General features: G+C 65.5%; 21 protein-coding genes. 17 read left to right on the top strand and 4 right to left on the bottom strand.

The features are described from left to right. The first annotated feature begins 23 nt into the window (after window positions 1–23). The 13 genes from ACE10W_RS13785 to ACE10W_RS13725 are packed head-to-tail and all read left to right on the top strand — an operon-like array spanning window position 24 to window position 13,760. Entirely contained in the window at window positions 24–2,930 is a 2,907-nt protein-coding gene (locus ACE10W_RS13785; RefSeq protein ID WP_304552174.1) for a flotillin family protein, read from the top strand. Between the two features lie 11 nt (window positions 2,931–2,941). Continuing rightward, complete coding sequence (locus ACE10W_RS13780) at window positions 2,942–3,379, top strand: SRPBCC family protein (protein ID WP_011086163.1); 438 nt, start codon at window positions 2,942–2,944, stop codon at window positions 3,377–3,379. A gap of 5 nt (window positions 3,380–3,384) precedes the next feature. After that, window positions 3,385–3,840, top strand: a complete 456-nt coding sequence (locus ACE10W_RS13775) for an SRPBCC family protein (protein WP_028172034.1) — start codon at window positions 3,385–3,387, stop codon at window positions 3,838–3,840. After that, entirely contained in the window at window positions 3,831–4,649 is an 819-nt protein-coding gene (locus ACE10W_RS13770) for a xanthine dehydrogenase family protein subunit M (RefSeq protein ID WP_011086161.1), read from the top strand. The genes ACE10W_RS13775 and ACE10W_RS13770 overlap by 10 nt, the downstream gene beginning before the upstream one ends. A 17-nt stretch (window positions 4,650–4,666) precedes the next feature. Further along, the gene (locus ACE10W_RS13765) at window positions 4,667–5,143 is read left to right on the top strand and encodes a (2Fe-2S)-binding protein (RefSeq protein ID WP_027548905.1); all 477 of its coding nucleotides are present in this window, start codon (window positions 4,667–4,669) and stop codon (window positions 5,141–5,143) included. Window positions 5,144–5,154: 11 nt separating this feature from the next. Further along, window positions 5,155–6,741 (top strand): xanthine dehydrogenase family protein molybdopterin-binding subunit, encoded by a 1,587-nt coding sequence (locus ACE10W_RS13760; RefSeq protein WP_060911357.1) that lies wholly within the window; start codon window positions 5,155–5,157, stop codon window positions 6,739–6,741. After that, window positions 6,742–7,764 (top strand): xanthine dehydrogenase family protein molybdopterin-binding subunit, encoded by a 1,023-nt coding sequence (locus ACE10W_RS13755; RefSeq protein WP_011086158.1) that lies wholly within the window; start codon window positions 6,742–6,744, stop codon window positions 7,762–7,764. 10 nt (window positions 7,765–7,774) lie between these two features. Beyond that, the gene (locus ACE10W_RS13750) at window positions 7,775–8,656 is read left to right on the top strand and encodes a MoxR family ATPase (RefSeq protein WP_011086157.1); all 882 of its coding nucleotides are present in this window, start codon (window positions 7,775–7,777) and stop codon (window positions 8,654–8,656) included. Further along, window positions 8,653–9,774: a VWA domain-containing protein gene (locus tag ACE10W_RS13745; protein WP_304552164.1), complete on the top strand. Its 1,122-nt coding sequence runs from the start codon at window positions 8,653–8,655 to the stop codon at window positions 9,772–9,774. The genes ACE10W_RS13750 and ACE10W_RS13745 overlap by 4 nt, the downstream gene beginning before the upstream one ends. Further along, on the top strand, window positions 9,771–10,655 hold the full coding sequence (locus ACE10W_RS13740; protein WP_304552162.1) for an amidohydrolase: 885 nt from the start codon (window positions 9,771–9,773) through the stop codon (window positions 10,653–10,655). The genes ACE10W_RS13745 and ACE10W_RS13740 overlap by 4 nt, the downstream gene beginning before the upstream one ends. A 31-nt stretch (window positions 10,656–10,686) precedes the next feature. After that, window positions 10,687–11,535 carry an MBL fold metallo-hydrolase gene (locus ACE10W_RS13735; RefSeq protein WP_011086154.1) on the top strand — a complete coding sequence of 283 codons (849 nt, stop codon included), beginning with the start codon at window positions 10,687–10,689 and terminating at the stop codon, window positions 11,533–11,535. A gap of 20 nt (window positions 11,536–11,555) precedes the next feature. Beyond that, window positions 11,556–13,130 (top strand): isochorismatase family protein, encoded by a 1,575-nt coding sequence (locus ACE10W_RS13730; protein WP_304552159.1) that lies wholly within the window; start codon window positions 11,556–11,558, stop codon window positions 13,128–13,130. Between the two features lie 3 nt (window positions 13,131–13,133). Beyond that, window positions 13,134–13,760 carry an FMN-dependent NADH-azoreductase gene (locus tag ACE10W_RS13725; protein ID WP_161535587.1) on the top strand — a complete coding sequence of 209 codons (627 nt, stop codon included), beginning with the start codon at window positions 13,134–13,136 and terminating at the stop codon, window positions 13,758–13,760. A 95-nt stretch (window positions 13,761–13,855) separates the two neighbouring features. On the opposite strand, the gene ACE10W_RS13720 is transcribed toward ACE10W_RS13725, so the two are convergent. Together ACE10W_RS13720 and ACE10W_RS13715 are read right to left on the bottom strand one after the other, a co-directional pair. Further along, window positions 13,856–14,878 (bottom strand): glycoside hydrolase family 5 protein, encoded by a 1,023-nt coding sequence (locus ACE10W_RS13720; protein ID WP_304552155.1) that lies wholly within the window; start codon window positions 14,876–14,878, stop codon window positions 13,856–13,858. A gap of 20 nt (window positions 14,879–14,898) precedes the next feature. Beyond that, window positions 14,899–16,185: an O-antigen ligase family protein gene (locus ACE10W_RS13715; RefSeq protein WP_304552153.1), complete on the bottom strand. Its 1,287-nt coding sequence runs from the start codon at window positions 16,183–16,185 to the stop codon at window positions 14,899–14,901. Window positions 16,186–16,407: 222 nt separating this feature from the next. Here ACE10W_RS13715 and ACE10W_RS13710 point away from each other — a divergent pair, with 222 nt between their 5' ends. Next, a complete protein-coding gene (locus ACE10W_RS13710; RefSeq protein ID WP_304552151.1) occupies window positions 16,408–17,544 on the top strand; it encodes a GNAT family N-acetyltransferase in 1,137 nt (378 codons plus the stop codon). Between the two features lie 29 nt (window positions 17,545–17,573). On the opposite strand, the gene ACE10W_RS13705 is transcribed toward ACE10W_RS13710, so the two are convergent. Beyond that, complete coding sequence (locus tag ACE10W_RS13705) at window positions 17,574–18,797, bottom strand: NAD(P)/FAD-dependent oxidoreductase (protein WP_304552149.1); 1,224 nt, start codon at window positions 18,795–18,797, stop codon at window positions 17,574–17,576. A gap of 433 nt (window positions 18,798–19,230) precedes the next feature. Between ACE10W_RS13705 and ACE10W_RS13700 the strand changes: the two genes are divergently transcribed. Next, entirely contained in the window at window positions 19,231–20,577 is a 1,347-nt protein-coding gene (locus tag ACE10W_RS13700; RefSeq protein WP_304553752.1) for a lipopolysaccharide biosynthesis protein, read from the top strand. Between the two features lie 7 nt (window positions 20,578–20,584). Here ACE10W_RS13700 and ACE10W_RS13695 read toward each other — a convergent pair whose 3' ends face one another. Beyond that, complete coding sequence (locus ACE10W_RS13695; RefSeq protein ID WP_304552146.1) at window positions 20,585–22,681, bottom strand: GumC family protein; 2,097 nt, start codon at window positions 22,679–22,681, stop codon at window positions 20,585–20,587. A 278-nt stretch (window positions 22,682–22,959) separates the two neighbouring features. Between ACE10W_RS13695 and ACE10W_RS13690 the strand changes: the two genes are divergently transcribed. Both ACE10W_RS13690 and ACE10W_RS13685 read left to right on the top strand, forming a co-directional pair. Then, complete coding sequence (locus ACE10W_RS13690; protein ID WP_304552144.1) at window positions 22,960–24,150, top strand: glycosyltransferase family 4 protein; 1,191 nt, start codon at window positions 22,960–22,962, stop codon at window positions 24,148–24,150. Window positions 24,151–24,179: 29 nt separating this feature from the next. Beyond that, window positions 24,180–25,715, top strand: coding sequence for a hypothetical protein (locus ACE10W_RS13685; protein WP_304552142.1), 1,536 nt, complete (start codon window positions 24,180–24,182; stop codon window positions 25,713–25,715). Window positions 25,716–25,719 lie beyond the last annotated feature (4 nt).

Genomic DNA, 25,719 nt, shown 5'->3' with positions numbered 1-25,719 from the left:
TTTCAGGTTCGAGGGAGGACAAGATGTCAGGGATATTGGTCGGCGAGTTGATCCTCTGGCTGATCGTCGCGATCATCGTGATCGTCGTGGCCGTCTACATCGTGAACTGGCTCTACCATCGCTCCTCCAAGGAGACGTCGTTCGTCCGGACCGGCTTCCTCGGCGAACGCGTGGTGATCAACGGCGGCGCCTTTGTGCTGCCGTTCATCCACGACTACACGCCGGTCAACATGAACGTGCTGCCGATGGGCATCGTCCGCTCCCGCCAGGACGCCGTGATCACCCGCGACCGCATGCGCGTGGATATCGAGGCCGACTTCTACGTCCGGGTCCAGGCCACCAAGGAGGCGGTCTCGATCGCGGCTGCCACACTCGGCCGCCGCACCATGGAACCCGAACGGCTCCACGCGCTGCTGGCCGGCAAGTTCATTTCCGCAATCCGGTCGGTCGCGTCCGAAATGACCCTGGAGGAGATGCACGAGCGGCGCGGCGACTATGTCGTGCGCGTCAAGACCAATGCGGCGGAGGCACTTGCCCAGAACGGACTCGAGCTCGAATCCGTCGCCATCACCGATCTCGATCAGACCGATCTCGAATTCTTCAACCCGTCGAACCGGTTCGACGCTGAAGGTCTGACCCGCCTGATGGAGGACATCGAGGCCAAGCGCAAGCTGCGTAACGACATCGAGCAGGACTCGATGATCAAGATCCGCTCCCGCAATCTCGAGGCCGAGCGGCAGGCGCTGGAGATCGAGCGCGAGAGCGAGACGGCGCGGCTGGAGCAGGAACGCGACATCGAGATGCGCCGCGCGCTCCAGCGCACCGAAGTCGCCCGCGAACGCGCACTGCGCGAGACCGAGGCCGAACAGGCCCAGATCTCCGCGCGCGAGACCATCGAGCGCGCGCGGATCGCCAATGACCAGGCCATTGCCGAGGCCCGCATCGCCTCGGAGCGCGAGACCCGCCAGAAGGAGATCGAGCGAACCCGCACCATCGAGGAAAAGGAGCTGCTGGCGCGCGAGGAGATCGAGAAGACCCGGATCGCCAACCAGCGCTCGATCGACACCACCCGCATTGCCTCGGAGCGCGACGTGCGCCAGCGCGAGATCGAGCGCATGCGCACCGTCGAGGAGGCCGAGATCGCCGCACGCGAATCGATCGAGAAGGCCCGCATCCAGCAGGACCGCGTCGTCACCGATGCCCGCATCGCCAACGAGGAGGAGACGCGGCGCCGCGAGATCGAGCGCACCCGCGCCGTCGACGAGGCCGAGATCGCCGCACGCGAAGCCACCGAGAAGGCGCGCATCGCCCAGACCATGACGGTCAATGTCGAGCGCATCTCCTCGGACGAGCGGACCCGCGCCCTGGAAATCCAGCAGGTCCGCACCATCCAGGAGGCCGAGATCGAGGCGCAGCGCGCGGTAGAGGCCGCCCGTATCGCCCGCGAACGGACGCTGGCCGCCGAGCGCATCGCCGCCGAGCAGAACACGCGGCAGCTCGAGATCGAGCGCAACCAGACGCTCGATGTCGCGGGAATTGCCGCGCGCGAGGCGACCGAAGCCTCCCGCATCGCCCAGGAGGAGCGGGTGCGCTCGCTGGAAATCGCCCGCAACCGCGCCGTCGAGGAAGCCGACATCGCCTCGCGCGAAGCGATCGAGGCCGCCAGGATCGCGCAGGAGAAGACCGTTGCGGCCGAGCGCATCCAGGCCGAGCGCGAAACCCGCGCGCTCGAAATCGAGCGCACCGGCGTCCTGGAGGCCGCCGAGCTGAAGCGGCGCGACGCGATCGAGCGCCAGCGCATCGGCGTCGATCTTGCGCTCGAGGCCGAACGAATCAACTCGTCCAAGAAGCGCGAGGTGCTCAATATCGAGCAGAAGAAGGCGATCGAGATCGCGGACGAGGACCGCGTCATCGCGCTCTCCACCAAGCGCTCGGAACGGATCGACGCCGACCGCCAGGTCAAGCAGGCCGAGATCGTCGCGCGCAAGGACGTCGAGACCACCGACGTGTCGCGCGAGCAGGCGCTGGAAGCGGCGCGGATCGAGCGCCGCCGCGCCATCGAGCAGCTCGAGGTCGCCCGCGTCCAGTCGCTGCAGGAAGCCGAGATTGCCGCGCGCGAAGAGGTGGAGCGCGCGCGGATCGCGTCCGACCGCGGCCTCGATGAGGCGCGCATCGGCCGCGAGCGCGAGCTGCGCAAGCTCGAGGTCAACCGCGAAAAGGACGTCGAGACGGTGCTGATGGAGAAGGCCATCGCGATTCATCAGAAGTCGCTGGAAGAGTCCGCAGCGCGTGCTGCTGCGGAGGAAGCCCGCATCCATGCGACGGAAGCCACCGAGCGCGTCATCACCGCGCGCGAGAGCGAGATCGCAAGGCGGCGCAAGACGGTCGAGGTGCTGCTGGCCGAGAAGCAGGCCGAGGAGACCCGGATCGCGGCCGACGCCGAGCGTGTCCGCGCCACCGTCGAGGCCGAAGCGCAGCGGATGCTCAACGAGGCCGAGAACGTCCTCACGGATCAGGCGCGCTACTCGCTGTTCCGACGAAAGCTGCTCGACCGCATCGAAGGCATCGTGCGCGAGAGCGTCAAGCCGATGGAGAAGATCGAGGGCATCCGCATCCTCCAGGTCGACGGGCTCAACGGCAATGGCCATGGCGGCAATGGCGGCCGCAGCGCCACCGACGAGGTGATCGACTCGGCGCTGCGCTACCGCGTCCAGGCGCCGCTGATCGATTCGATCCTCGCCGACATCGGCGTCGAGGGCGGCAGCCTCGCCAAGATGCCGGGCCTGATCCGCGAAGCCCGCGACATGCAGGGCATCAAGGAGTCCGCGCGCAAAGGCGGCGGTGGCGGCGACAAGCCAGCCGCCTCCCCGCCTGCGACTGAGGGAGGCGGTGAACCGCCGGCCGAGCGCGGGCCGCGGAAGAAGAGCTGAGGATCGCGTTCATGGCCCGCGTCTACGTCTCCACCGTCGTCAACGCCCGCAACGACCGCGTCTGGGCGCGGGTGCGCGATTTCAACGGCCTGCCGAATTGGCACCCGGCGATCGCGGAGAGCCGGATCGAGGGCGGCGAGCCCTCGGACAAGATCGGCTGCGTCAGGGATTTTCGCCTGCGCAACGGCGACCGCATCCGCGAGAAGCTGCTCGGCCTCTCCGACTACGACATGTTCTGCACCTATTCGATCCTGGAATCGCCAATGGGCGTGGAGAACTACGTCGCCACCCTGCGGCTCACGCCCGTCACCGACGGCGACCAGACGTTCATGGAATGGACCGCCGAGTTCGACTGCGCGCCGGAGCGCGAGACGGAGCTCGTCAACAATATCGGCGGCGGCGTGTTCCAGGGCGGGTTTGACGCGCTGAAGCGCGTGTTCGGAGGCTGACACCCGTGCCGCATATCGTCAAAAGCACGATTTTGGACGCGCCGACCGATGCGGCGTGGTCCGTGCTGCGCGATTTCAACGGGCACGACCGCTGGCACCCGGCGGTTGCGACCTCCACGATCGAGCGTGCGCAGCCCTCCGACAAGATCGGCTGTGTCAGGCGCTTCAAGCTGAAGGACGGCTCCGAGCTGCGGGAGCAGCTTCTGGCGCTGTCCGACCTGGAGCAGTCCTTCAGCTACTGCCTCCTCGATACGCCGGTGCCGATGTTCAACTACGTCGCCCATGTCCGGCTGCTGCCGGTCACCGACGGCGACCGCACCTTCTGGCACTGGGAGTCACGCTTCACGACCAGGCCGGAAGACAAGGATCGCATCACCCACATGGTCGCCGAAGACATTTATCAGGCCGGGTTCGAGGCGATCCGCCGGCATCTGAAGGAGGCCGCATCATCATGGCCGTGACAGTGAAGACGTTCACCAGTGCCAGCGAGGCGGCCGGGGCGCTGTCCTCGGACCGCAGCGCGCGCTATCTCGGCGGCGGCACACTTGTGATGCGCGCGCTGAACGAGGGCGACGTGACGATCTCGACCGTCGTTCGCGCCCACGACCAGGCGCTGACCCGGATCGACGCATCCGGTCCGCGCGTGACGCTCGGGGCCGGGGTCACCTTCGCGCGCATCCTCGCCGAACGGGACCTCGCCTTCCTGCATGCCCCTGCCCGCTCGATCGGCGGTCCCGCCGTGCGCAACATGGGCACCGTCGGCGGCAATCTCTTTGCGCCCACTCCCTATGGCGATTTCACCGTCGCGCTGCTGGCGCTTGACGCCACCGTCGCCGTGCAGGGCGGCTTTGGCGCGCGCGACGTCCCGATCGAAGAGTTCTTGCAGGCGCGCGACCGCCAGGCCGGGACGCTCGTGCTGTCGGTGTCCTGCACCCGGCCGGCCAGCAGCGAGGCCTTCCGCTATCGCAAGATCGCGCGCATCAAGCCGAAGGGCGGCTCGGTCATCACCCTTGCCGCGCATTTGCCGGTCAGCGGCGGCCGGATCGCGGGCGCCCGCATCGCGCTGGGCTCGATGGCGCCGACGCAGATCCGCGCGCGCGCCGCCGAGCGAGCGCTCGAGGGCCGCTCGCTCGATGCCGCGACGATCGCGGCCGCCGCATCCGCAGCAACCGAAGGAACATCGCCATCCGACAACGCGCTCGGCAGCGCCTGGTATCGCCGCGAAATCGTCGGCGTCCATCTGCGGCGTCTGCTGTCCGGCCAGGAATAGACAGGGAATAGATCGTCATGTCCAAAATACCCCTGCAATTTCGTCACAACGGCCGCGACGTCGCGATCTTCGTCGACGGCGGCACCAATCTGCTGGTGGCGCTGCGCGAATTGATCGGCGACATGACACCGAAATTCGGCTGCGGCCAGGGCGGCTGCGGCACCTGCAGCGTGCTCATCGACGGCGAATTGCACCTCTCGTGCCTGACGCTGGCCGAGACCGTCGCGGGCCGCGCGGTCGAGACGCTCGACGGCATGAAGCAGGGCCCGAATTTGCATCCGCTCCAGCGCGCCTTCGCCGACCATTTTGCCGCCCAATGCGGCTATTGCACGCCGGGCATGCTGATGGCGGCAAAGGCCCTGCTCGACCGCAACCCCGCCCCGAGCCGCGCCGAGGTCGTCGAGGCGATCTCCGGCAATATCTGCCGCTGCACCGGCTACGAGCCCATCATCGACGCCATCCTCGCTGCTTCCGGCAGCCGAGCGAGTGCCTGAGGATCCCCATCATGCTGGAACTGCGCAAGGACATCTTCGCCGACGAGCGCGACGATAATTTGAAAGAGATCGGCAAGGGGACGCAGCGCCAGGACATGCTCGGCCACGTCACGGGCACGTCGAGCTATTTCAACGACCACAAACTTCAGGGCATGCTGCACCTGAAGGTCGTCCGCTCGACCGAGGCGCATGCGAGACTGCGCCGTATCGATACCACCGAGGCCGAGCGCTCGGCCGGCGTGCGCCGGATCATCCGCGGCACTGACGTGCCGGTCAATCTCAACACGCTGCTGAGCCTGATCAATTTCGGCAAGGACGACGAGCCTTCGCTGGCGGTCGACAAGGTCCGCTACAAGGGCGAGCCGATCGTCGCCATCGTCGCCGACAGCGAGCGCGAGGCGTTCGAGGCGATTGCCAAGGTCAAGGTCGACTACGAGGTGCTGCCGGCGGTGTTCGACGTCGAGGACGCGCTCAAGCCTGGCGCGCCCGTGGTCAACGAGACCTACCCGAAGAACACATTCACCTATCACGAGGTCTACGATCACCAGCGCTTGCGTTTCGGCGACGCCGATGCGGCGCTCGCCACCGCCGATCACGTGCTGGAGCAGCGCTACCAGATGTCGCCGATCGAGCACGCGCCGACCGAGACCAACGGCGCGATCGCCGCGCCCGACACCAACGGCCGCTACGTCGTCTACACCTCGACGCAGGCGCTGTTCTTCTCGGTCGACACCTGCGCCAAGATCCTGGACGTGCCATCCAACACCTTCCACTTCATCGGCGGCACCGTCGGCGGAGGCTTTGGCGGCAAGGTGGACACGCTGACGGAACCGCTCGCGATCCTGGGAGCGATGCTGACCGGGCGGCCCGTGCGCTACGTGTTCGGCCGCGAGGAGGAGATGCAATACGGCCCGCCGCGCGGCGCCGAGCGCATCTACATCAAGGATGGCGTGATGCGCGACGGCCGCATCGTCGCGCGCAAGATCCGCGCCTATTTCGACAGCGGCGCCTATACGCGGCTGTCCAGCTACGCGGCCGTGAAATGCGCCGCCCACCTGCCCGGCCCCTACACCATCCCGAACGTCTATGGCGACGTCTATTGCGTCTTCACCAACCGGACGCCTGCAACCGCCATGCGCGGCTTCGGCGTCACCGCGATGGATTTTGCCATCGAGTGTCAGATGGACAAGCTGGCAAATCTCGTCGGCATGGACCCGATGGAGTTCCGCATCCTGAACGCCTATCGCGACGGCGACATGAAGGCGCACAGGCGCGAAGCCAAGAACACCGCGCTGATCGAATGTGTTCAGGTTGCGGCCGAAAAGGCCAAATGGCCGATCCGCGACGAGTTCAAGCGCGCGTCCTCGCGCAAGGACGGCGGCGGCAGCCGCGCCGTGATTCCGCCGACACCGACGGATTCGCACCCAAGGCCGGCTGTGGCCGCGCAGCAGCGCACGACCTATGACCGGCTTCCACCGACGGTCACCCGCGAGCCGCCGCGCGAGCCGCCACCACCGGCGCCGCCTCCCCCGCGGCCCGCTGCGCCCTCGCATGGCGCGACCCGTTTCTCCTCCGTCTTCGGCACCAGGAGGCGCTAGATGACCCGGCATCGCGGACGCGGCATGGCGTCGATCAACTATCCCATCGGCATGAATCTCGGCGGCGACCCCAGCCAGGCGCTGGTGCACTCCAATCCGAGCGGCAAGTTCACCGTCGCGCTGTCGTCGATCGACCTCGGCCAGGGCATGAAGTCGGTGACACGGCAGATCTGCGCGGAGACGCTGGGCGTGCCGGTCGAGGACGTCTATGTCGACACGGCCGACTCCGACACCGGCCCGCACTGCATGGGCTCGTTCGCCTCGCGCGGCACCCACCGCGTCGGCAATGCCGTGATGGCCGCCGCCCGCGAGGCGCGCGGCGTGATGATGGAGGCCGCCGCAGAGGAGCTCGAGGTCAACGCCGCCGATCTCGAGACCGACGGGCGCGGCAACATCCACGTCAAGGGCGCGCCGCACCGGTCGATCTCGACCAAGGACGTCGCGATCGCCGCGCAGTTCAAGCAGGGCAAGACCATCTCCGGCCGCGGCATCTTCCTCGTCCCTCTTTCCAACGTCGATCCGGAAACCGGCGAGATGTCGCCGGCAACCTGCTACGCCCATGCCTGCCTGGTCGCCGAGGTCGAGGTGGACGACGAGACCGGCGAGGTCGCGATGGTGCGCATGGACTCCGCCTATGAGCTCGGCCGCGCGCTCAATCCGCGCCTGGTCGAGCAGCAGCTGGTCGGCGGCGCCTGGATGGGCGTCAGCCACGCGCTCTACGAGACGCCTGAGCCCTACTATCCCGATCCCGTTCACGGCCCCCGCGATTTCGTCGAATATCTGATGCCCGGCCCCGGCGATATCTGCCCGCACGACATCGCCGTGCTGGAGCGTCCTGCGCCGGATGGCCCGTTCGGCGCCAAGGGCCCCGGCGAGATGTGCGCCAATCCGGTGCTACCGGCCGTCGCCAATGCGATCTTCAACGCGGTCGGCGTCCGCATCGACGATCTGCCGATCACCCCGGAAAAAGTGCTGCGCGCCATCAAATCCCAGGGCGGCGCGCGACCGCAGGCACGGCGCTAGAGGTCTTGCAATGGCGGTCCGCAGCAACATCGTCGGCATCGACAGCCCCGAAGCGCTGGAGAAGGCGCTGCGCGCGGCCTATTACCTCGCCGACGAGGGGCTCGCGACCGCAGCCTATCTCGGCCTCGCCCTCGGCAAGCCCCTGCTGCTCGAAGGCGCGCCGGGCGTCGGCAAGACCGAGGCGGCGAAGGCCATCGCCGCCGTGCTGGGGCGGCGTTTGATCCGGCTGCAATGTTATGAGGGCATCGATTCGTCCGCGGCGCTCTACGAGTGGAACTACCCGCGCCAGATGCTCGCGATCCGCCAGGCCGGCGACGAGAGCATCGACATCTATGGCGAGACGTTCCTGATCGAACGGCCGATGCTCGCCACACTGCGTGCGCCCGATTCCACCGTGCTGCTGATCGACGAAATCGACCGCGCCGATCAGGAGTTCGAGGCCTTCCTGCTCGAATTCCTGTCCGACTTCCAGATCTCGATCCCCGAGCGCGGCACGGTCCGCGCGGCGGAGCGTCCTGTCGTGGTGTTGACCTCGAACCGGACGCGCGACCTGCACGAGGCCCTGCGCCGCCGCTGCGTCTATCACTGGATCGACTATCCCACCGAAGAGCGCGAGGCGCGCATCGTGATGCTGCGCGCCTCCAGCGTTGCGGAGGCAACCGCACGCGCCGTCGTTGCCGCCGTCGGCAAGCTCAGACGCGAGCCGCTCAGCAAGGCCCCGGGCATCGCTGAAGCCGTCGACTGGGCCGAGGCTGCAACCTTGCTGCACAAGGGCGGCGCGCGCTGGCCCGATGCCTTCAGGCGCTCGATCGGCGTGGCGCTCAAGGACGAGGAGGACCTGCACTTCATCTCACCCCGGCTCGATGCGATGCTTGCGGAGGCAACCGCATGAGTCCCGAACTGCAACTGCCGCAGGCGGCGCGCGTGTTCGTCTCCTTCGTCGCACTGCTGCGCGCCAACGGCTTTGCCGTCGCCCCGGAGCAGACCACCGCGTTCCTCACCGCGATCGAGCTGCTCGGCCCGCGCCACCTCGGCGATATCCGTCAGGCGGCGCTGGCCACCCTCGCCCCGCCGCCCGAACGCCGCGCGACCTTCGACCGGCTGTTCGACCTCCATTTCCGCGGCAGCGAGGCCGTCACGCGCGATGACGACGGCGAGGACGACGAGACCGTCCGGCTTCAGGAAGAAGGCCGCGGCGAGGAGGAGCCTCTGCTCTCCGACGACGCCAACGAATCCGGCCTCACCGCGACCCGTACCGAGGCGCTGGTCGACCGCCGCTTTGCGCAACTCTCTCCCGGCGATGCGCTGCGCCGCCTAACCCGCGAAGCGCCGCGGCGTCTGCCCAGGCGACGCGGCCACCGGCGCATGCAGGCCCGGCGCGGTCCGTTCGCCGATCTTCGCCGGACCTTGCGCGATTCCGTGCGCAGCGACGGCGAGGTCCTGCGTCTCGGCCACCTGAAGCGCAGGCAGCGCCCGCGAAAAATTCTGCTGCTGATCGACGTCTCCGGCTCTATGAAGAGCCGCACCGAGAAGAACATGAAGCTCGCCCACGCGCTGGTGCAGGCCGCGCCCAATGTCGAGGTCTTCACCTTCGGCACGCGCCTCACCCGTGTCACCCGCGCGCTGCGGCTCAAGCGCCGCGAACAGGCGCTGAGCGCGGCCGCCCATCTCGTCAGCGACTGGGACGGCGGCACCCGGATCGGCGATGCCTTGCAAGCCTTTCTCGCGGTGCCGCGGTTCGGCGGCTATGCGCGCGGGGCGGCCGTTATCGTCGTCTCGGACGGGCTGGAGCGCGGCGCACCCGACGCGCTGCGCGACGCCGTGGCAAGACTGTCGCGGCGGGCCTGGCGCATGAGCTGGCTGACGCCGCTCGCAACTAGCCCAGGCTTTCGCCCGCAGACCGAAGCGCTCGTCGCCATCGAACGCTTCGTTGACGATCTCGTCGACGGCGGGTCGAGCGCGTCGATCGTCGCGCATGTACTGGCACTGGGACGAAGGAGAGTTGCGTGACCGAGATTGTCGACGGCCATCATCACATCTGGCGGCAGGCGGACCTGCCCTGGCTGATCGGCCCCATGCAGCCCCGCATCTTCGGACCCTACGAGCCGATCCGGCGCGACTATCCGATCCAGGAATATATCGGCGATCTCAAGGGCACCGGCGTCAATCGCTCCGTCTACGTCCAGACCAACTGGGCCAACGATCGTTTCGAGGACGAGGCGGCCTGGGTGCAGCAGACCGCGGACGAGCATGGCTGGCCCCACGCCATCGTCGCCTACGCCAATTTCGCCGTCGACGACGTACGCCCGCAGCTCGACCGCCTCAAGCGTTACCCGCTCGTGCGCGGCGTGCGGATGCAGCTGCACTGGCACGAGAACCCGCTTTATCGGTTTGCCACCAGGCCTGATCTCTGTCTCGATCCCTTGTTCCGCCGCAACGTCGGATACCTCGCCGACTACGGCTGGAGTTTTGACCTTCAGGTGTTCACGCCGCAGATGCCGGATGCCGCGCACCTGGCCGAGGCCTGTCCGAAGGTGACGTTCATCCTCCAGCACGCCGGGATGCTGGAGGACCTTTCGCCGGCGGGCCGCGCGGCCTGGCGCGCGGGGATGGCGCGCCTCGCCGCATGTCCGAACGTGGTGTCGAAGCTGTCCGGGCTCGGCACGTTCATCCACCGCAACGATCCCGCGCATATCGCCGCGGTACTGACCGACACGGTCGCGATCTTCGGCGCCGAGCGTTGCCTGTTCGGATCGAATTTCCCTATCGAGAAATTGTGGACCAGCTATCGCGAGCTCGTCGACGCGTTTCGCGCGGCGGCCGCTCCGCTGAGGACCGGGCAACAGGACGCGATCTTCAGGACCACCGCAGCGCGCGTCTACCGGCTTTGACAGACAAGAAACGAGACAGGGAGAGACACGGATGGCGCTGGAGATCAAGATCCTGGACTATGGCGATATCGAGCTGGAATCGAGCTTTCTGGTTCTCGGCCGCGACTGCGGCCGCACCCGCCGCGTCCTCACGCTCGGCTTTTTGATCCTCGGCGGCAAATATCCGGTCGTGGTCGACACGGGCTACCGCTCCAACCAGATCATGGAGACGCTGGGCATGCGCGGGCTGCAGTACCACGAGCACATGATCGAGAACCAGCTTGCCCGCCATGGCGTGCGCATGGGCGACGTGCGCTTTGTCTGCCACACCCATCTGCACATAGACCACGCCGGCAAGGACGATCTGTTTCCGATGAACACGACCGTCGTCCTCAACCGCAAGGAGCTGGAATATTCGGTCTCCGGCCTGATGCATCCGCAATATCCGGCGCCCGACATCAAGCACCTGATCGACCGCCTGCACACCAAGAGCGCGCTGCGCTTCCTCGATCTGGAGATCACCGGGCCAATCGAGCTGATGCCCGGCGTCTATTGCGACGCCGCCAACGCCCACACCGAGGGCTCCATGAACATCATCGTCGAGACCGCCGACGGGATCGCCACCATCTGCGGGGACGTGATCTACGATTTCAACGACCAGATCGTCACGCCGTTCAACGAGATTCACGACTGGGAGCCGCGGACGACCGGCAACCACGGCACCAGCAAGCGGGCGGAGAAGGCCTCGATCAAGAAGCTGCTGAGCAATTCGCGCTATTTGCTGCCGGTGCACGACAGGCCGGCCAAGATCGAAGGCGGCATGGTCGTCGGCCGTCTGCACGACCAGGTCCCCGGCCCGATCGTGCAGTCGCTGCCCCCGCGCAACTGGTTCCCGGCCTGACGCGCTCGAAGGATCGACCGATGACGCATGTCACCTTGCGAAGTGAGTTCGAGACCTTGATCGATCCCTATGCGCCGGTCGCGCAGGTCGGAACAGGCTTTGACTTCACGGAGGGCCCGATCTGGCATCCGATCGATCACTACCTCCTGTTCTCGGACATGCCTGGCGACGTTCGGCGGCGTTGGGACGCACGGCGCGGCGTGGCCGAGGTGAAGCGCCCGTCGAACAAATGCAACGGCATGACCTACGACGCCGAGCTCAATCTGATCGTCTGCGAGCACGCGACCTCGTCGCTGATCCGCGAGCGGCCGGACGGCCGGCGCGAGGTGCTGGCCTCGCATTTCGGGGGCCAGGAGCTCAACAGCCCCAACGACGTCTGCGTGCACTCCTCGGGCGCAATCTATTTCTCGGATCCCTGGTACGGCCGCATGCCGGTCTATGGCGTCGAGCGGCCGCGGCAGCTTGGCTTCCAAGGCGTCTATCGTGTCATGCCGGGCGGCGAGCCGAAGCTCGTCGTCGACCGCAATCTGTTCGACCAGCCGAACGGACTGTGCTTCTCGCCCGACGAACGGCTGCTCTATGTCAACGACACCGTGCAGGCGCTGATCCGCGTATTCGACGTCAATGCCGACGGCACGCTCTCGAATGCGCGGGTGTTCGCGAGTGGCATCAAGTCCGAGCTCGAGCCTGGCCTGCCCGACGGCATGAAGTGCGACCAGCACGGCAATGTCTGGGTCACCGCACCCGGCGGCGTCTGGGTCTACTCGCCGCGCGGCGAGCTGCTCGGCAAGGTACGTGTGCCCGAGCTCGTCGCCAACCTCGCCTGGGGCGGGCCGGATTTCCGCACGCTCTATCTGACCTCGACGCATTCGGTCTATGCCATCCCGACCAGGGTGGGACCGCGCCACGAGCCCTATATGAGCGGCAGGCGCGGCGGCGCCGGCGCAAGCGCCGGCCCCGCGGCCGCAGCGCCCATCCTCACCGACGGCGAGATGCGGCTCGATCCGCAGCGCTGCGCCATGATCATCCAGGATCTTCAGAACGACGTCATCATGGATGGCGGCGCCTTCGACGGGTCAGGCGCGCCCGCTCACGCGAAGCAGCAGCATGTGGTCGAGAATGTCCGGCGTCTTGCCGAGGCCGCGCGGGCGCGCGGCGTCGCCATCATCCATGTCTGGTTCGTGGTCGAGCCCGGCGCCCCCGGCGTGACGCTGAACGCGCCGCTGTTCGAGGGTCTGGTCGACAGCAAGGCGATGGTGCGAGGCAGCTGGGGCGCGGCGCCGGTCTCGGGCCTGGAGCCCCGGCCGGGCGATTTCGTCGTCGAGAAGATGCGGATGAGCGCCTGGGAGGGCACGCGGCTGGAGACGATCCTGAAGGCCACCGGCCGCGACATGATCATCAACACCGGCGCCTGGACCAACATGTCGGTCGAGCACACCGCGCGGACCGGCGCTGACAAGGGTTATTTCATGATCGTGCCGGAGGATTGCTGCTCGACCATGAATGCCGACTGGCACTCGGCCTCGATCAATTTTGCCATGCAGAACGTCGCCATCGTCACGCGGGCGGATGCCGTCATCAGAGCGCTGGGATGAGCGGTGGCAAAGCTCCTGCACCTCTCCTGCTCGCCGCGTCCCGACTCGGAGTCGAGCGCCGGCGCGCGCGTCTTCCTTGACGGATTTCGCCAGGTGCGTCCCGACTGGGACATCGACGTCATGGATCTCTGGCGGGAGCGGATGCCGGAGTTTGCGGGGCCGATTGTCGAGGCCAAATATGCGCGGATGAAGGCCCAGGCCTTCGACGACGCCCAGCGCGACAGCTTTGCCGAGGCCGAGCGAATGGCGACGCGCTTGTCGCTCGCCGAACGCGTGCTGATCTCGACGCCGATGTGGAATTTCGGCATCCCCTACAAGCTCAAGCAGTGGTTCGACATCATCGTCCAGCCCGGCCTTACCTTCCGGTACGACCCGGCGTCGGGCTATCTTCCGCTCCTAGAGGACCGGCCGACCATCGTCATCCTCGCCAGCGGCAGCGACTTCGTCACCGGCATGAATCGCGGCCGCACCGACATGGCGACACCCTATTTGCGCGAGGCGCTGCGTTTCATTGGCATCAGCGACGTGCGCTTCGTGCCGATCGGGCCGACCACCGGCCCGGCGGACCCGATCCTCGCAGCGCGCGAGACGGCGTATCGACGCCTCCGGGAGATCGCCACATGGTTTTGATCGACGCGCCACGCTAGGCGATTGCGAGCGGCGAGAGCGCGGCAGATTTCGCGCGACGGCCGACAAGACTGTGCAGCGAAATCGCGACCGCCGCTTCAACGCTGCGGCGGAATCAGCGCACGCAGGATGTCCGGCTTCCAGGCCTGACGCGCGCTGTCGAAGGCCGCGAAATCATGGTCGAATTGCCAATAGGCCCATGACCAGCCAAGCCTGTCGGCGCTTCTCGCCATGAACGACAAATATCTCGCGCGGCTGTCCGATGGTGCGCGCTCGTATACCCCGAACTCGCCGAGATAGACGGGGCGCTGCTCCTTCTCCGCCCAGAGATTCATCTTCCCGAAGTCAGCAGCAGCCTTCGCTTCGTCGTCGGGACTGCCCCAATCCAGCGGCCCGATCCGCGAAAACGTCGGGGACCAAGGTGCGCCCTGATGCGTGAACCGTATCGGCGCGTAATAGTGAAACGTGACGATGATGTTCCTGTCGTCGGCCGGCAAAGCCAGGTCGTCGGCGGGGATGTCGTCCGTGTTGAGAACCGCGGCAATGACCGGCCGCGACGGATTGGTGCGGCGGATGATTTCAAGACATTCATTGAGGAGCGAATTCCAGTCGGCGGACGTCATTTGCCCGCCAGGCTCGTTCAGGACCTCGAAGACCAGCGCGGGATATTTTCCGGCATAGCGCTCGGCGATCTGCCGCCAGAATGCCCTGAGCTTCTCGCCGCATTCGGAAACGTCGCGTTGGCAGATATGGGTGTCGTGCTCGTCGACGATCGGAATGAGGTTCCTTGCAAGGACGTCCTCGATGACGGCATCGAGCCGCCTCAGAACGATCTCGTCCAGCATGTTCCCCGGGCCCATGAACTTGAAGCCGAAGAAATTGATCCTGACGTGCGAAAATCCAGCCTTCCTGATTGCCGTCAGATTGTCCAGGCGGAACGGCGCGTTCCGGCCGCCTTCCCAGATCCCGTCATAGCCGAGAATATTGATGCCGCGCCCCAATTTCGGCAGGTCACGGGAAGCCTGCCCGGCCCCATGGGCATGGAAGCCAAACGACGCGAGGAAAACTGCCGTTGCCGCAAGATTGAAGCGTCTCGTCCAGCGAGCGCGGATGGCTCTCATCTTGCTTCCATTCGTTGAGACTAGAGATCGGTCTGCGGTACAGGCCTGCACGTCGCGAAGAAGAACGCCACCAGCAGCACCGACGTGAACATCGTCGAACGAAGGAACGTCGTCTCGGTAAAATTGGTCTGAAAGCTGAGAACGACAAATCCGATGATCAGCGCGCAGTGCGACCGGTCGATCGCGCGGGCCGAAATCAGATGAAGAACCTTGTTCGAAAACAGCAGGACGCTCGCGGCGAAAAGCGTGTAGCCGAGAAACCCCGACTCCATCAGGATCGCGATATAGCCGCTGTGATAATTGTCGAGCACCCAGCCATGGTTCTGCTCGAAATAGTCGTAGATCGACGGGATGGTCCAGAAGCCGTTGATCCCGAAGCCGAGCAGCGGCGCGTCATCGAAATGGCTGATGGCGTAATGCCAGATGAACGTCCGCTCGGTCAAATCGACGGACGCGTCGCCGACATGGATCGCGTCATACCCCGTCGCGTAAAAATAGAAGATCAGCGCGCCGGCCAGCAAACACATGACGAACGGCAGGACCGCATAGAGTCTCATGCAGATGACCGACCACATCGAGGTCAACAGCAATGCGCATGCGGCCAGGGCAACGGCACCGGCGCCCCGAGATTCCGACGCGAGGACACATGTGGACGCCAGAAGGAAGGTCAGGAGGAAAGCCGGCCACCCCTGCCCCTTCATCTTCAGATAGCAGGCGAAGAACATCAGATACGCGCCGACGAAACCGAGGGTCTGCTTCGATTCATAGACGCCTTGCCATTGACCGTTATGCATCCAGCTGTGGTCTATCCCGATATCGGGTACGGCGAGCGCAAAGAAGGCCGATGCGGCGACCAATATGAAAAGGCCCAACGCCGTGGCCCTGACAACCTCGTCCATGTCGATGCGCGTGATGAGACAGAATGCACCGAAGGTCGTCATCGCAAGCGCCAGGCTCTTCATGATCGCGGCAGTGTTCAGGCTGGTCCAGAACACGGAGATGACGGCGAAGGCGTAGAATGCGACCAGAACGATCAGATCGGGATTGAACTGCAAACGCAGGGGCGGACGCACGAATGCGCTGGCGTAGATCAGGACGCCCCACATCAGGACCGCGACGGCCTGCTGCAGGTAGGTCAGCTCCGCCGGCAACAACCCGGTGTTGAAGGTGCCCATCGACGCGACGACGTTGATGGTGATCGAACAGCCAATCGCGCCCCTGGCAATCTTCTCAACGCCAACGCTGCGCGTCTTCCAGATCGCGCTCCCGGGAGCCCCGGAGTCCACCTCGGTCTGTAGGCTGGCCATGATTGACCTTCCTTAAACGCGGTTAATTATTTGCTAGCGCGGCGAGGTCTGCACTTCCGAGCCTCCGCGGCCGCGAAATCTTAAGACTTCGGTAACGATACGAACCCGGCTCGGTCCTTTTAATGCAAATCGTACCACCTCGGTATCTCGACCGTCACTCCCCTGCTATAAGCCCTCAGCTCGATCGAGCACTCCCGAATTCCCTGGCTTCCCTGGTTACGCATGAACACGCCTGGCAACACGTTCGATATCGCCGTCGAGCCGGCATTCGACTTCCTGTCGGCGGACTATGCAGAGCTGTTCGACCACTCGGCCGCCACCGCGTTCCAGCATCCGCTCTGGCTGCACAGCCTCTACAGCAGGCTCGCGTCTCATGCGGGAGCAACCCCTCTGGTCGTCGTCGTTCGCTACCGCGCGACGGGCGCCCTTGCGATGGTGCTGCCCCTGCTCCGGATCCGGCGCGGCCCGATACGGACCGTCGAATTCGCAGATCTCCGCGTCTCCGACTATCTGGCGCCGGTTTGCAGTCCGGCGGTGTTTTCCGAACTGCTTGGGGATGCGGAGGCATGCGCCGAAATTCGCCGCCTCGTTCGTCCTTTCGACCTGCTCCGCGTGACCAAGCTGCCGGACGGGCGGCTCCCGATCGAGAACCTTCTGGCCGCGCCGCGCCGCGTCGCGATGGACACCAATGCCTACGCGACCGTTCTCCTCGCCCCATTCGAGCAATGGCGGGCCAGTGCGATGGATCGTTCCTATCAGAAGGAGCTCGCAAAGAAGTATCGGCAGCTCCAGAAGAAGGGCGCGCTGAGCTTCTCGTGCTGCAACGACAGCGCCGCCGTGCTCGAGGTGCTGGACGTGATGAGGAAATTTCGCGGTCCGCGGTTCCAGTCGCAGGGCGACGGAGATCTGCTCCAGCGCCCCGCATATTACGACTTCTATTCCGACGTCGCGGTCCGCGGTCTCGGGTCCCTTGCGCGGCTCTATGCCATGAAGATGGATGGCGAGGTGATCGCCGCCGTGCTCGGCTTGCAGCACCGCGACAGCTTCCTCGTCATCATGAGTGCCTTCGACATTGCCGGATACAAGAGCCAGTCCCTGGGCGCGCTGATGTTCGAGCAGGTGGCGAAGGACTGCATCGAGCGCGGGGATCAGATGCTCGACTTCACCATTGGCGACGAGCCATACAAGAAATTGTTCGGCGCGCAGGCCTCGCCGATGTGGGCGGTCACGCAGGCCGGCAGCACCACAGGCGCGATATCCCTGTTCGCACTGAAGCAGGCGCCCTGGCTCAAACTTGCCGCGAAGCGAATTTCGGAGGTCAGGCTCTCGCCGACCCGCACCTCGACGCCCACGCGCTGACGGGCGCGAGGCGCTGGAGGGTTGCAGCCTCAGGCGCGCAGCGCGCTGCGGACCTGCGCGAGCCAGCCCGGCCGCATCTGATCGACCCGATGGGTAATGCTCCGCCGCAGGAAGTGCAACCGTCGCCGCACGTCCCAGCTGATATCGTTGCGGGACGTCAGCGCCTGGCGAAAGCGCGCCATCTTCAGTGACTGCTGGTCCGCGGCGATCTTGTCGCGATCGGAATAGAACTCCGATATCTTCTCCTTGCCCATGCCTTCGGTCGCAAGCCACCGCGGCGCATATTCGGTGCAGAGACGCTCGACGTCCACCAGCAGGCGGGCTACGCCCGTTCCGGCGGCGGGACAGTTGGTCTGAAACGCATCGCCGATCAGCACGACGCCGGGCTGGAGGTGTCCTTCGACGACGGACAGATCCATCACCCAGTTCTGGACCCGGTCCGTCACGCCAAAATCGCCGAGATAGGGCTGCAATCCCGGCAGCAGCCGCAGGAGCGTCGCTTCCGTGTCGCGACGCAGATCACGCATGACCGGATCGGTCGGGTCGCGGAACATGAAGAGATTGGCCCGCATGCCGGCGGGTACCGGAAACAGGCTGAGATAATCGACGCCGTCGGAAATGCGCTCGCCGTAACAGGTCAGCGCCTTGAAATCGAACGGCGTGCCGTCCCGGCGCGCGATCGTGAAGCCGAACGAGACCGAGTGGCCTGCGGCCAGCACGCGCCGCCTGATGCCCAGCTTGTAGCCGAGGGCTCCGGCCACGCCCGTCGCCAGAACGACAAGACGCGCATTGAGGCGGCGCCCGGAGGCAAGCTCCAGATGCTGGACGTCGTCGCTACAGGTGACTGCGGTGACCTCGTCGACGATGAGGCTGGACGGATCGGGTATCTGGCCGCGCGCCATGGCAACGAGACCGGCATAGGGAAGCCCGTAAGCCTGGCCGACGCTGACATCGACCACCTTGCCTTCCCTGACATTGAGCACCTGATCGTATGGACAAGCGACGCTCGCGAGGCCGCGGATGAAGCCCAGCCTGCGGAACATCTCCAGCTGCGGGCCTCCGATCTTCTCGACCCGAAACTCGTCCGGATAGACCGCGCGCTTGTCCACCAGCGCGACGCGATGCCCTGCCCGCGCAAGGACAGCAGCCGCGAGCGAACCTGCAAGGCCACCTCCGACAATCGCGACGTCCGCAACGATCGTCGTGGTCGCAGCTGCGGCGATCGGCTCAGTCACGGTGCTATCCGCCGTCATGGTCCAGGCTCCCACGGTTAACGGTGGTTCCATGTGCAATTATCCCGCCTGATGTCGCATCGCAGGACCGAACGCGATCATTTCCGTCGATCGAGGTTAACGAACCGAAGACTCGATCTGGCCGGACGATGTTTCGGCACGCGTCTTGCTCGGGATGTTCGACAAGAACCGGTGTTCGGCGACGCCACGGCGGAACGCATGGCTGCTTCTCGTCAGAGCGACATCACGTCGCTTTTCGACGAAGCCGGCCTGCGCTCTAACTGGGACAGCCGGAACGAAGGTGTCCCACCGTGACGCAGCGGATGTTTCGCCGACATCGGCCGCAACCAACAGGACTCCAGAGGCCCCATTAACACTCGCGGTTTTTCACCATGCTAGGCTGTCACCGCCATCGCAGCGCGTATCTCCAGGGGAAAGTCGTCCCTCAACGTCCATGATCGAATCCATCGTCCAGTTCCTGCGGCGCGACGTGACGCGCGGTGTTGTCGGGACCATCCTCCTCAAGGTTGGCAGCGGCGCGCTTGCGTTTGCGTTGTTCTCGCTGGCGGCGCGAACGATGTCGCCTGATGGATTCGGCATCTTTGCGACCTGGCTTTCCGTTGCCCAGATCGCAGCGGTCGTGGGGCTGGTCGGCCAGGAGTCGCTTCTGGTGCGATTTTTGAACGAGTATCAGGTCGAAGACAGGCCCGACCTCACCAAAGGGGTCCTCCTGTCGAGCTTCAAGATGACCTCCGTCGCGATGCTGATCGCGATCGCCGCGGTCGCGTTGGCCGCGAGCTTGAGGGGCGATTGGTGGCTGCTGATCCTTGCTCTCTCGGCCTACACGGCGGTGAATGCCGGACTGATGCTCGGCAGCCAGATCGCCCGCTCGCTGGTCAGCATTCTCATGGGCGAAGGAAACCGGGAGCTCTTCTGGCGGGTCATCGTCGTCCTGTTTCTGCTTGCCATGTTGTTCGGCCATCGGCAGCTCGATCCCGCCGAGTTGTTCGCCGTGATGACGATCGCCATGTCGGTCGGCCTTGTCGCGCAGGTCGTTGCCATTGCGCGAGCCCTGCCGGACTTGCGCAGCACGGCGGCGCGTTACGAGACCTCTCGCTGGAGAGCCAGCGCGCTCCATTTCTGGGTTGCGTCCATCCTGGAAGCGGCCAACCAGTATTTCGACGTCATCCTGGTCTACTGGATGCTGGATCCGGCGACCGCTGGAATCTATTTCGCCGCCTCGCGCCTGGCCAACATCTTCGCCATGCTGTCGGCGGCGCTGTACAGTTTCGGGGCGCGTCGGCTTCCTTCGCTGTACTTCAGCAAGAACCACCAGGAGTTCGGGCGAACGTTGCGGCTCATGGCGGAAGTGACCGCACTTTGCGTGGCCAGCGGACTTCTCCTGATCTGGATCGGCGGCCCCCATCTTCTCAACCTGTTCGGGCCTCATTTCGCCGCACAGCACTGGGTCCTGATCGTGCTCGCGATCGGCACCGCTTTCCAGGCGGCGGGCGGTCCATCTGCCGCGATCCTGCAGCTGACCGGCCATGAGCGCATCTATGTCCCCGTCGTCGCGGCGAACGTCGCACTGCGGCTGGTCGGATTTCTCGTCCTGATTCCCTGGCTCGGCGTGCTTGGCGCGGCGATCTCGGCGACCGTGTCGCTGGCGTTCGCGACCATCGCGCTCAACATCCTCTGTCGCCGGCGAACCGGAGTCGACCCTTCAATTCTCGTGCTTCTGCGCTTCTCGGCATCGAAACGCGGCGCCTTTGCGGTCCGCAGTGCCGACTCCGGCGATTAGGCGTCGATCAACCGGCCAGGCCCAACACTTCGCCCCGACGACGCGCCGCCGACGGATCGGGCGGGACACGATTGATGACGAGCCCGGTCGGCACGCTGCCAAAGCGGGACAGCGCCGCCATTGCCCTGCGCATTGCAGCGGAATCGACCGCGTCTTCGCAAGCGACCAGGACGACCAGATCAGCGTGAGCGGCGAGCGCCGCCGCCTCCGGCTGCAAGGCCAGCGAGGTGGCGTGGACGACGATCAGATCGAACTCCGAACGAATGTCATCCGCGGGCGACGCCTCGGGCCGCTTGCCGGCGCCCAGAAGCGCGTCGACGCTGCGAAAGTCCGCCGTGGTCATGCCGTCCGCCTGCTCCTTGACGAGGCTAACCGCGGCACCACCGAGGTCCGGCTCGACCCGGATCAGGACGCTCAACTTCCCCTTGTTCACCGCCCACCGGTTCAGCGACCGCGCGACGGTGTTGCCGCCGGCCCGCTTGCCGACCGACATCACGAGCGCGACCTTGCCCCGGGCTCCCGGCAATTTCTCCAGCCGGTCGAGCAGCGGGCGCAAATGTGGACTGAGATCGAGCGCAGCCGTCGCTGAGACCGGACCTTGCCAGATGTTTCGGGGCACATCGCCCGGCAGCAAGTCGGGAATGCGGGCCCACACGGGCGGGCGTGGCCACGACGCGGGCTGGCGCGGAGCCGGATCGGGGGCACGAACGTCTTCGACGGGCTTGTCCGATCGGCGTCCCGTAGCGGCAACGACCGCCGTCGATGTCAGCAGCGAGCCGATCGCGAGCGCGGCAAGCAGCAAGGGCAGCGGCGGAAGGGTCGAGCGAAGCGGCGGAATGGCGGACGACGCAATCTTGGTCTGGGAGCTCTGCAGGAGACGCTGCTCGTTCGTCGTCTTCGAGCGCGACAGGAATTGTTCGTAGATGTTTCTGTTCGCCTCGGCGTCGCGCTGCAACTCCTGGAGCCTGACCAGAGCCTGACCGTCGACCAGGAGCTGCGATTCAGCCGCCTTCATCTGGCCTTCGAGGGCCTTCTGCTGTTCGCGCTGGGCCTCGTACTCCGACTTTGCGGTGTCGATGCTCTTGGCCCGCTCGACCTCGATCTGCCTGTTGAGATCGTTCAGCTGGCTGTAGGACATGACGAGGTCGGGATGGCGATCGCCGAACACCGCGCGCTTCTGCGCGATTTGATCATTGAGCGCCGACCGCTGCGCGCGCAGCGCGCTCAGGAGATCCTGCTTGGCCGGACCCTCGACATTCGCCTTGACGTCGCGCTGCGCCTGCTCGTAGCGGGCTTTGGCCTCTTCGGCCCGGGCGCGCGCGGCGGCGACCTGCTGCGACAGCTCGGTCACGCGCAATTGCTGGGTCGTGGAATCCTTGCCGGCGTTGACGATCCTGTGCTCGAGCTTGAACGTGGCCACGGCGTCCTCTGACGCCCTCAACCGGTCGTTCAATGTCTTGAGCCGGCCACTGAGCCAGTCGGCCGCCTCGTCGGTCGCATCGGTGCGGTTGCGACTCTGGCTCGCGACGAACGCCTCGGCTATCGCGTTCGCATAATAGGCCGCCCGCTCCGGCCGGTTCGACGTGAAGCGGATGGCGATGACGTAAGTGAGCCCGCGGCGGGAAATGTCGAGACGGTTGCGGAACCTCTCGAGCAGGCGCGCGGGGTCGGTATGTCCCCCGGAAATGTCCTCGTCATCCCGAATCTTGAGCTGCTCGATCAGCGGCTTGAGAAAGCCGTCGGACTTCGCCACTTCGACCAGGCTTTGCAGCGCGGCGCTATCCTGCCCTATGCCCGGCAGAACGTCCTGATCCGCGGTCACGCGTTGTTCGCGGGGATCGACGACGACCAGCGCGGTCGCCGCAAATCGAGCCGGGATCACCAGCAGAACGATGACGCCGAGGGCGAAGATCGCAAGAGCGAGCGCCAGGATACGGCGAGCATTGTCCCGAATGAAGGAGAGCGCGCCTGCGGCAGTGAGCACACCGCCAAGGCGGGCTGCGGCTGCGCCAGCCTCACCGTTCGACGCATCTTGAGTCTGCCACGACGCGGAGACACCGGTCGATCCGGAACTTGTCGGGTCTGCGCGGCGACCGAACGTCATGGACTTTACTCGGATTCAACTGGCAAGCACTGTTCAGTGGCCTGCGCCACCGTAAATATCTATGGTTAATCCGCGGTTACCCGCCTCCGCGCGAAGATGACCAATTGGTTAACGCGCTCGCTTCGCACCGTCCGCAAACCGCTGCCATTCTCCTGTGAACGATGCCGTTCCGGCGGACAGGGCATTAACTCCGTTTGTTGCTAGCCGGTGTCCGCGCGACGCTCGCATGATAGGTACGGCGTTAAGAAGGTGAACGTTTCATTAGCGGGTCGGGATCCGTGCTGCATTACCAGCCAGGCGCAGAACTGGGCGAGGCACCGAAGCTGCCGTCGACCGCGGCAGCACTCGCAAGTCGGGGCAGCGGCCGACCGAAGCCGCACGTGCTTCTCGTCCAGACGCAAGCCGAGAATGCGGGCGCCCAGGAGATTTCCAGGCTACTCGGCGCCGGCCTGACCGCGCGCGGCTATCGGGTCACCAATCTGTTCTTCTTCCGCAAATCGGATTCATTCGACGAGCCGCCCGATACGCTCTACTGCGCATCGCGCCGGCCGGGACATCCACTGGCCCTGCTGCAAATGCTGTGGATGCTCGGCCGTCATATCAGGACCACCAGGCCCGACGCCGTTCTGACCTTTCAGCATTTCGGCAACGTCATCGGCGCGGGCGTGTCTCGCCTCGTCTGCCGCGCGCCCGTCGTCGCCAATCAGGTATCGTCCGCACTGTCGATGAGCTGGCCGGTCCGCACGGCCGACATCGTCATGGGCAGCCTCGGCTTCTTCGACCGCATCACGCTGAACTCGCTGGACATGCAGCGCGAATATTCGCGCTACCCTGCGGCCTACCGGTCGCGCATGGTGCATGTCCCGCACGGCTTCGACGACAAGGCCCTCACCCTGCCGAAGGAAGCTGCGCGACAGAAGTTCAATCTTCCGCCGGACCGCATATTGCTTGGCTGCGCAGCCAGGCTGCACCCGCACAAGCGGCTCGATGCAGCGATACGCCTGCTGCCGGATCAACCGTCCTGGCATCTCGCACTGGCCGGCCAGGGTGCCGACGAGGTTCGGCTAAGGCAGCTGGCGGATGATTTGAAAGTCTCGGACAGACTGCATCTGCTCGGGGAAATCACCCCGCGCCAGATGGCCGACTTTCTCGCCTGCCTGGACGTGTTCGTATTTCCGACACAAGCCGAGACTTTCGGCCTCGCCGCGGTCGAAGCCGCAAACGCCGGCGTTCCCTCCGTCGTCACCGATCTTCCCGTCCTGCGCGAGGTGCTGTCCTTCGAAGGCAAACCGACAGCACTGTTCGTGGATGCCTCCGATCATGCGAAGCTGTCGGCCGCCGTCTCGAAACTCCTGACCGACCAAACCCTGCGCGACGAACTGCGACAAAACGCCAAAGGCCTGAGGTTGCGGTATTCGGTGGATTCCATGGTTGAGGAATATGTTCGAATTCTCGGCCAAGTCATTTGACCTGATCCGCTGGAATAGATTGGCTCGACATGATCATCGAGTTTCGCTGTGAACGTGAGCATGCGCGGCGGTGGATGCACCGCGAGACGCTGTCGATCGACGGGCGGGACGTTCCGGTCCAGATCGCCTGGACGGCGACGGCGGAGTCACGGCCTGCGGGTCTCGACGCGCTGTTCGCGCTCGAACGCATGGTGTTGCACAAGGGCAAACCCGGCGGTGCCGACGGGCTGAAGATCATTCCCGAGCGGACGCAGGCTCGCACCGGCACGGCCGACGTGATCGTCGATTTCACAGGCGGCGCGCGCGATCGGGACTGCTCGGCTTCGCTGTATCTGCGCCCGCTGTTCAACGGAACTGCAGGAGAAAACGCCGCGCTCGCCGCCATTCTTGCCGGCGACATGCCGGTGATCGACATCGTCAACGAGATCGACGGCGCCGTCCTCGATCGCGGCCACCCGTCGGGAGAAACTGCAGCCGGCCTGAGCGGCGCGCTCGAAACGGTCATGGCGCGAACCCTGACCATGGTGGCGGCAATCCTGTCGGGACGGCCGCGCATTCTGCCACAACTGTCGCGTCCCGCCGGCGCCATGAACCGACGTGGACCTGTCGGCTACGTCGCGCGCGGCCTTGCCGTCTCGATCGCCAAGGAGATCTATCGCCTCTGCTGCTACGCCCCGCATTGGCATATCGGATGGCGCTTCAATGACGGCGCAGGCGTCTGGCAGACCGGAGATCTCTCCGGGCCCCGCTGGAACGTTCTGGGAGATCCCGGAAACCACTTCTACGCCGATCCCTTTCCCGTCACCTGGCGTGGACGAACGTTCGTCTTTTTTGAAGATCTCGATCACCGGGTCGGCAAGGGAATCATTTCAGTGATCGAGTTCGGTGACACCGGGCCAGTCGGCGACGTCATGCCCGTGCTGGAAGAGCCCTGGCACCTGTCCTATCCGTTCCTGATCGAGGACGACGGCGAGTTGTGGATGATCCCGGAGAGCTCGATCAACGGGGACGTCGCCCTCTACAAATGCGTTCGGTTTCCGGACCAATGGGAGCGGCATGCGACGCTGCTTTCGGGCCTGGAGCTCGCCGACGCGACGATCACGCGGCACAACGGCCTGAACTACCTGTTTGGCGCCTGGCGCGACGGAGCCGGCGGCTATTCGGATTCGCTTGCGATCTACTACGCCGACCACCTGCTCGGCCCCTGGCTGCCTCATGCCAGCAACCCGGTCCTGATCGATCGCGCGAGTACGCGACCGGCCGGGAATTTCGTCACCATCAACGAAAGACTGTGGCGCCCGGTCCAGAATTGTGCCGACGGATACGGCGCGGCGCTCGCCCTGGCGGAGGTCATCGAACTGTCGCCCACGACATTCAAGCAGATCGTCCGCCACTCCCTGAAGCCGGGACCCGCATGGCCCGGCCGAAAGCTGCACACCCTGAACCGCTGCGGCCGGCTGGAGGTGATCGACGGATCGCGTGTTCAGCCGAAGACGAGCGCCTTTGCGCGTCAATTTCCGTCGCCGGCTTTGCCGCCCCGGACCCGTCCCTCCACAGCCAGTTGAAACA

It is taken from the genome of Bradyrhizobium sp. B025 (assembly GCF_042257955.1).
Taxonomy (GTDB): Bacteria; Pseudomonadota; Alphaproteobacteria; order Rhizobiales; family Xanthobacteraceae; genus Bradyrhizobium; species Bradyrhizobium diazoefficiens.
The sequence above is the reverse complement of the archived record's forward strand: the minus strand, read 5'-3'. Positions and strand labels throughout refer to the sequence as shown.

Coding starts and splice junctions, on each gene's coding strand:
- ACE10W_RS13685 (WP_304552142.1), top strand. CDS start 24,180: ATGATCATCGAGTTTCGCTGTGAACGTGAGCATGCGCGGCGGTGGATG.
- ACE10W_RS13700 (WP_304553752.1), top strand. CDS start 19,231: ATGATCGAATCCATCGTCCAGTTCCTGCGGCGCGACGTGACGCGCGGT.
- ACE10W_RS13735 (WP_011086154.1), top strand. CDS start 10,687: ATGGCGCTGGAGATCAAGATCCTGGACTATGGCGATATCGAGCTGGAA.
- ACE10W_RS13720 (WP_304552155.1), bottom strand. CDS start 14,878: ATGAGAGCCATCCGCGCTCGCTGGACGAGACGCTTCAATCTTGCGGCA.
- ACE10W_RS13780 (WP_011086163.1), top strand. CDS start 2,942: ATGGCCCGCGTCTACGTCTCCACCGTCGTCAACGCCCGCAACGACCGC.
- ACE10W_RS13715 (WP_304552153.1), bottom strand. CDS start 16,185: ATGGCCAGCCTACAGACCGAGGTGGACTCCGGGGCTCCCGGGAGCGCG.
- ACE10W_RS13785 (WP_304552174.1), top strand. CDS start 24: ATGTCAGGGATATTGGTCGGCGAGTTGATCCTCTGGCTGATCGTCGCG.
- ACE10W_RS13710 (WP_304552151.1), top strand. CDS start 16,408: ATGAACACGCCTGGCAACACGTTCGATATCGCCGTCGAGCCGGCATTC.
- ACE10W_RS13755 (WP_011086158.1), top strand. CDS start 6,742: ATGACCCGGCATCGCGGACGCGGCATGGCGTCGATCAACTATCCCATC.
- ACE10W_RS13750 (WP_011086157.1), top strand. CDS start 7,775: ATGGCGGTCCGCAGCAACATCGTCGGCATCGACAGCCCCGAAGCGCTG.
- ACE10W_RS13730 (WP_304552159.1), top strand. CDS start 11,556: ATGACGCATGTCACCTTGCGAAGTGAGTTCGAGACCTTGATCGATCCC.
- ACE10W_RS13770 (WP_011086161.1), top strand. CDS start 3,831: ATGGCCGTGACAGTGAAGACGTTCACCAGTGCCAGCGAGGCGGCCGGG.
- ACE10W_RS13765 (WP_027548905.1), top strand. CDS start 4,667: ATGTCCAAAATACCCCTGCAATTTCGTCACAACGGCCGCGACGTCGCG.
- ACE10W_RS13760 (WP_060911357.1), top strand. CDS start 5,155: ATGCTGGAACTGCGCAAGGACATCTTCGCCGACGAGCGCGACGATAAT.
- ACE10W_RS13745 (WP_304552164.1), top strand. CDS start 8,653: ATGAGTCCCGAACTGCAACTGCCGCAGGCGGCGCGCGTGTTCGTCTCC.
- ACE10W_RS13705 (WP_304552149.1), bottom strand. CDS start 18,797: ATGACGGCGGATAGCACCGTGACTGAGCCGATCGCCGCAGCTGCGACC.
- ACE10W_RS13695 (WP_304552146.1), bottom strand. CDS start 22,681: ATGACGTTCGGTCGCCGCGCAGACCCGACAAGTTCCGGATCGACCGGT.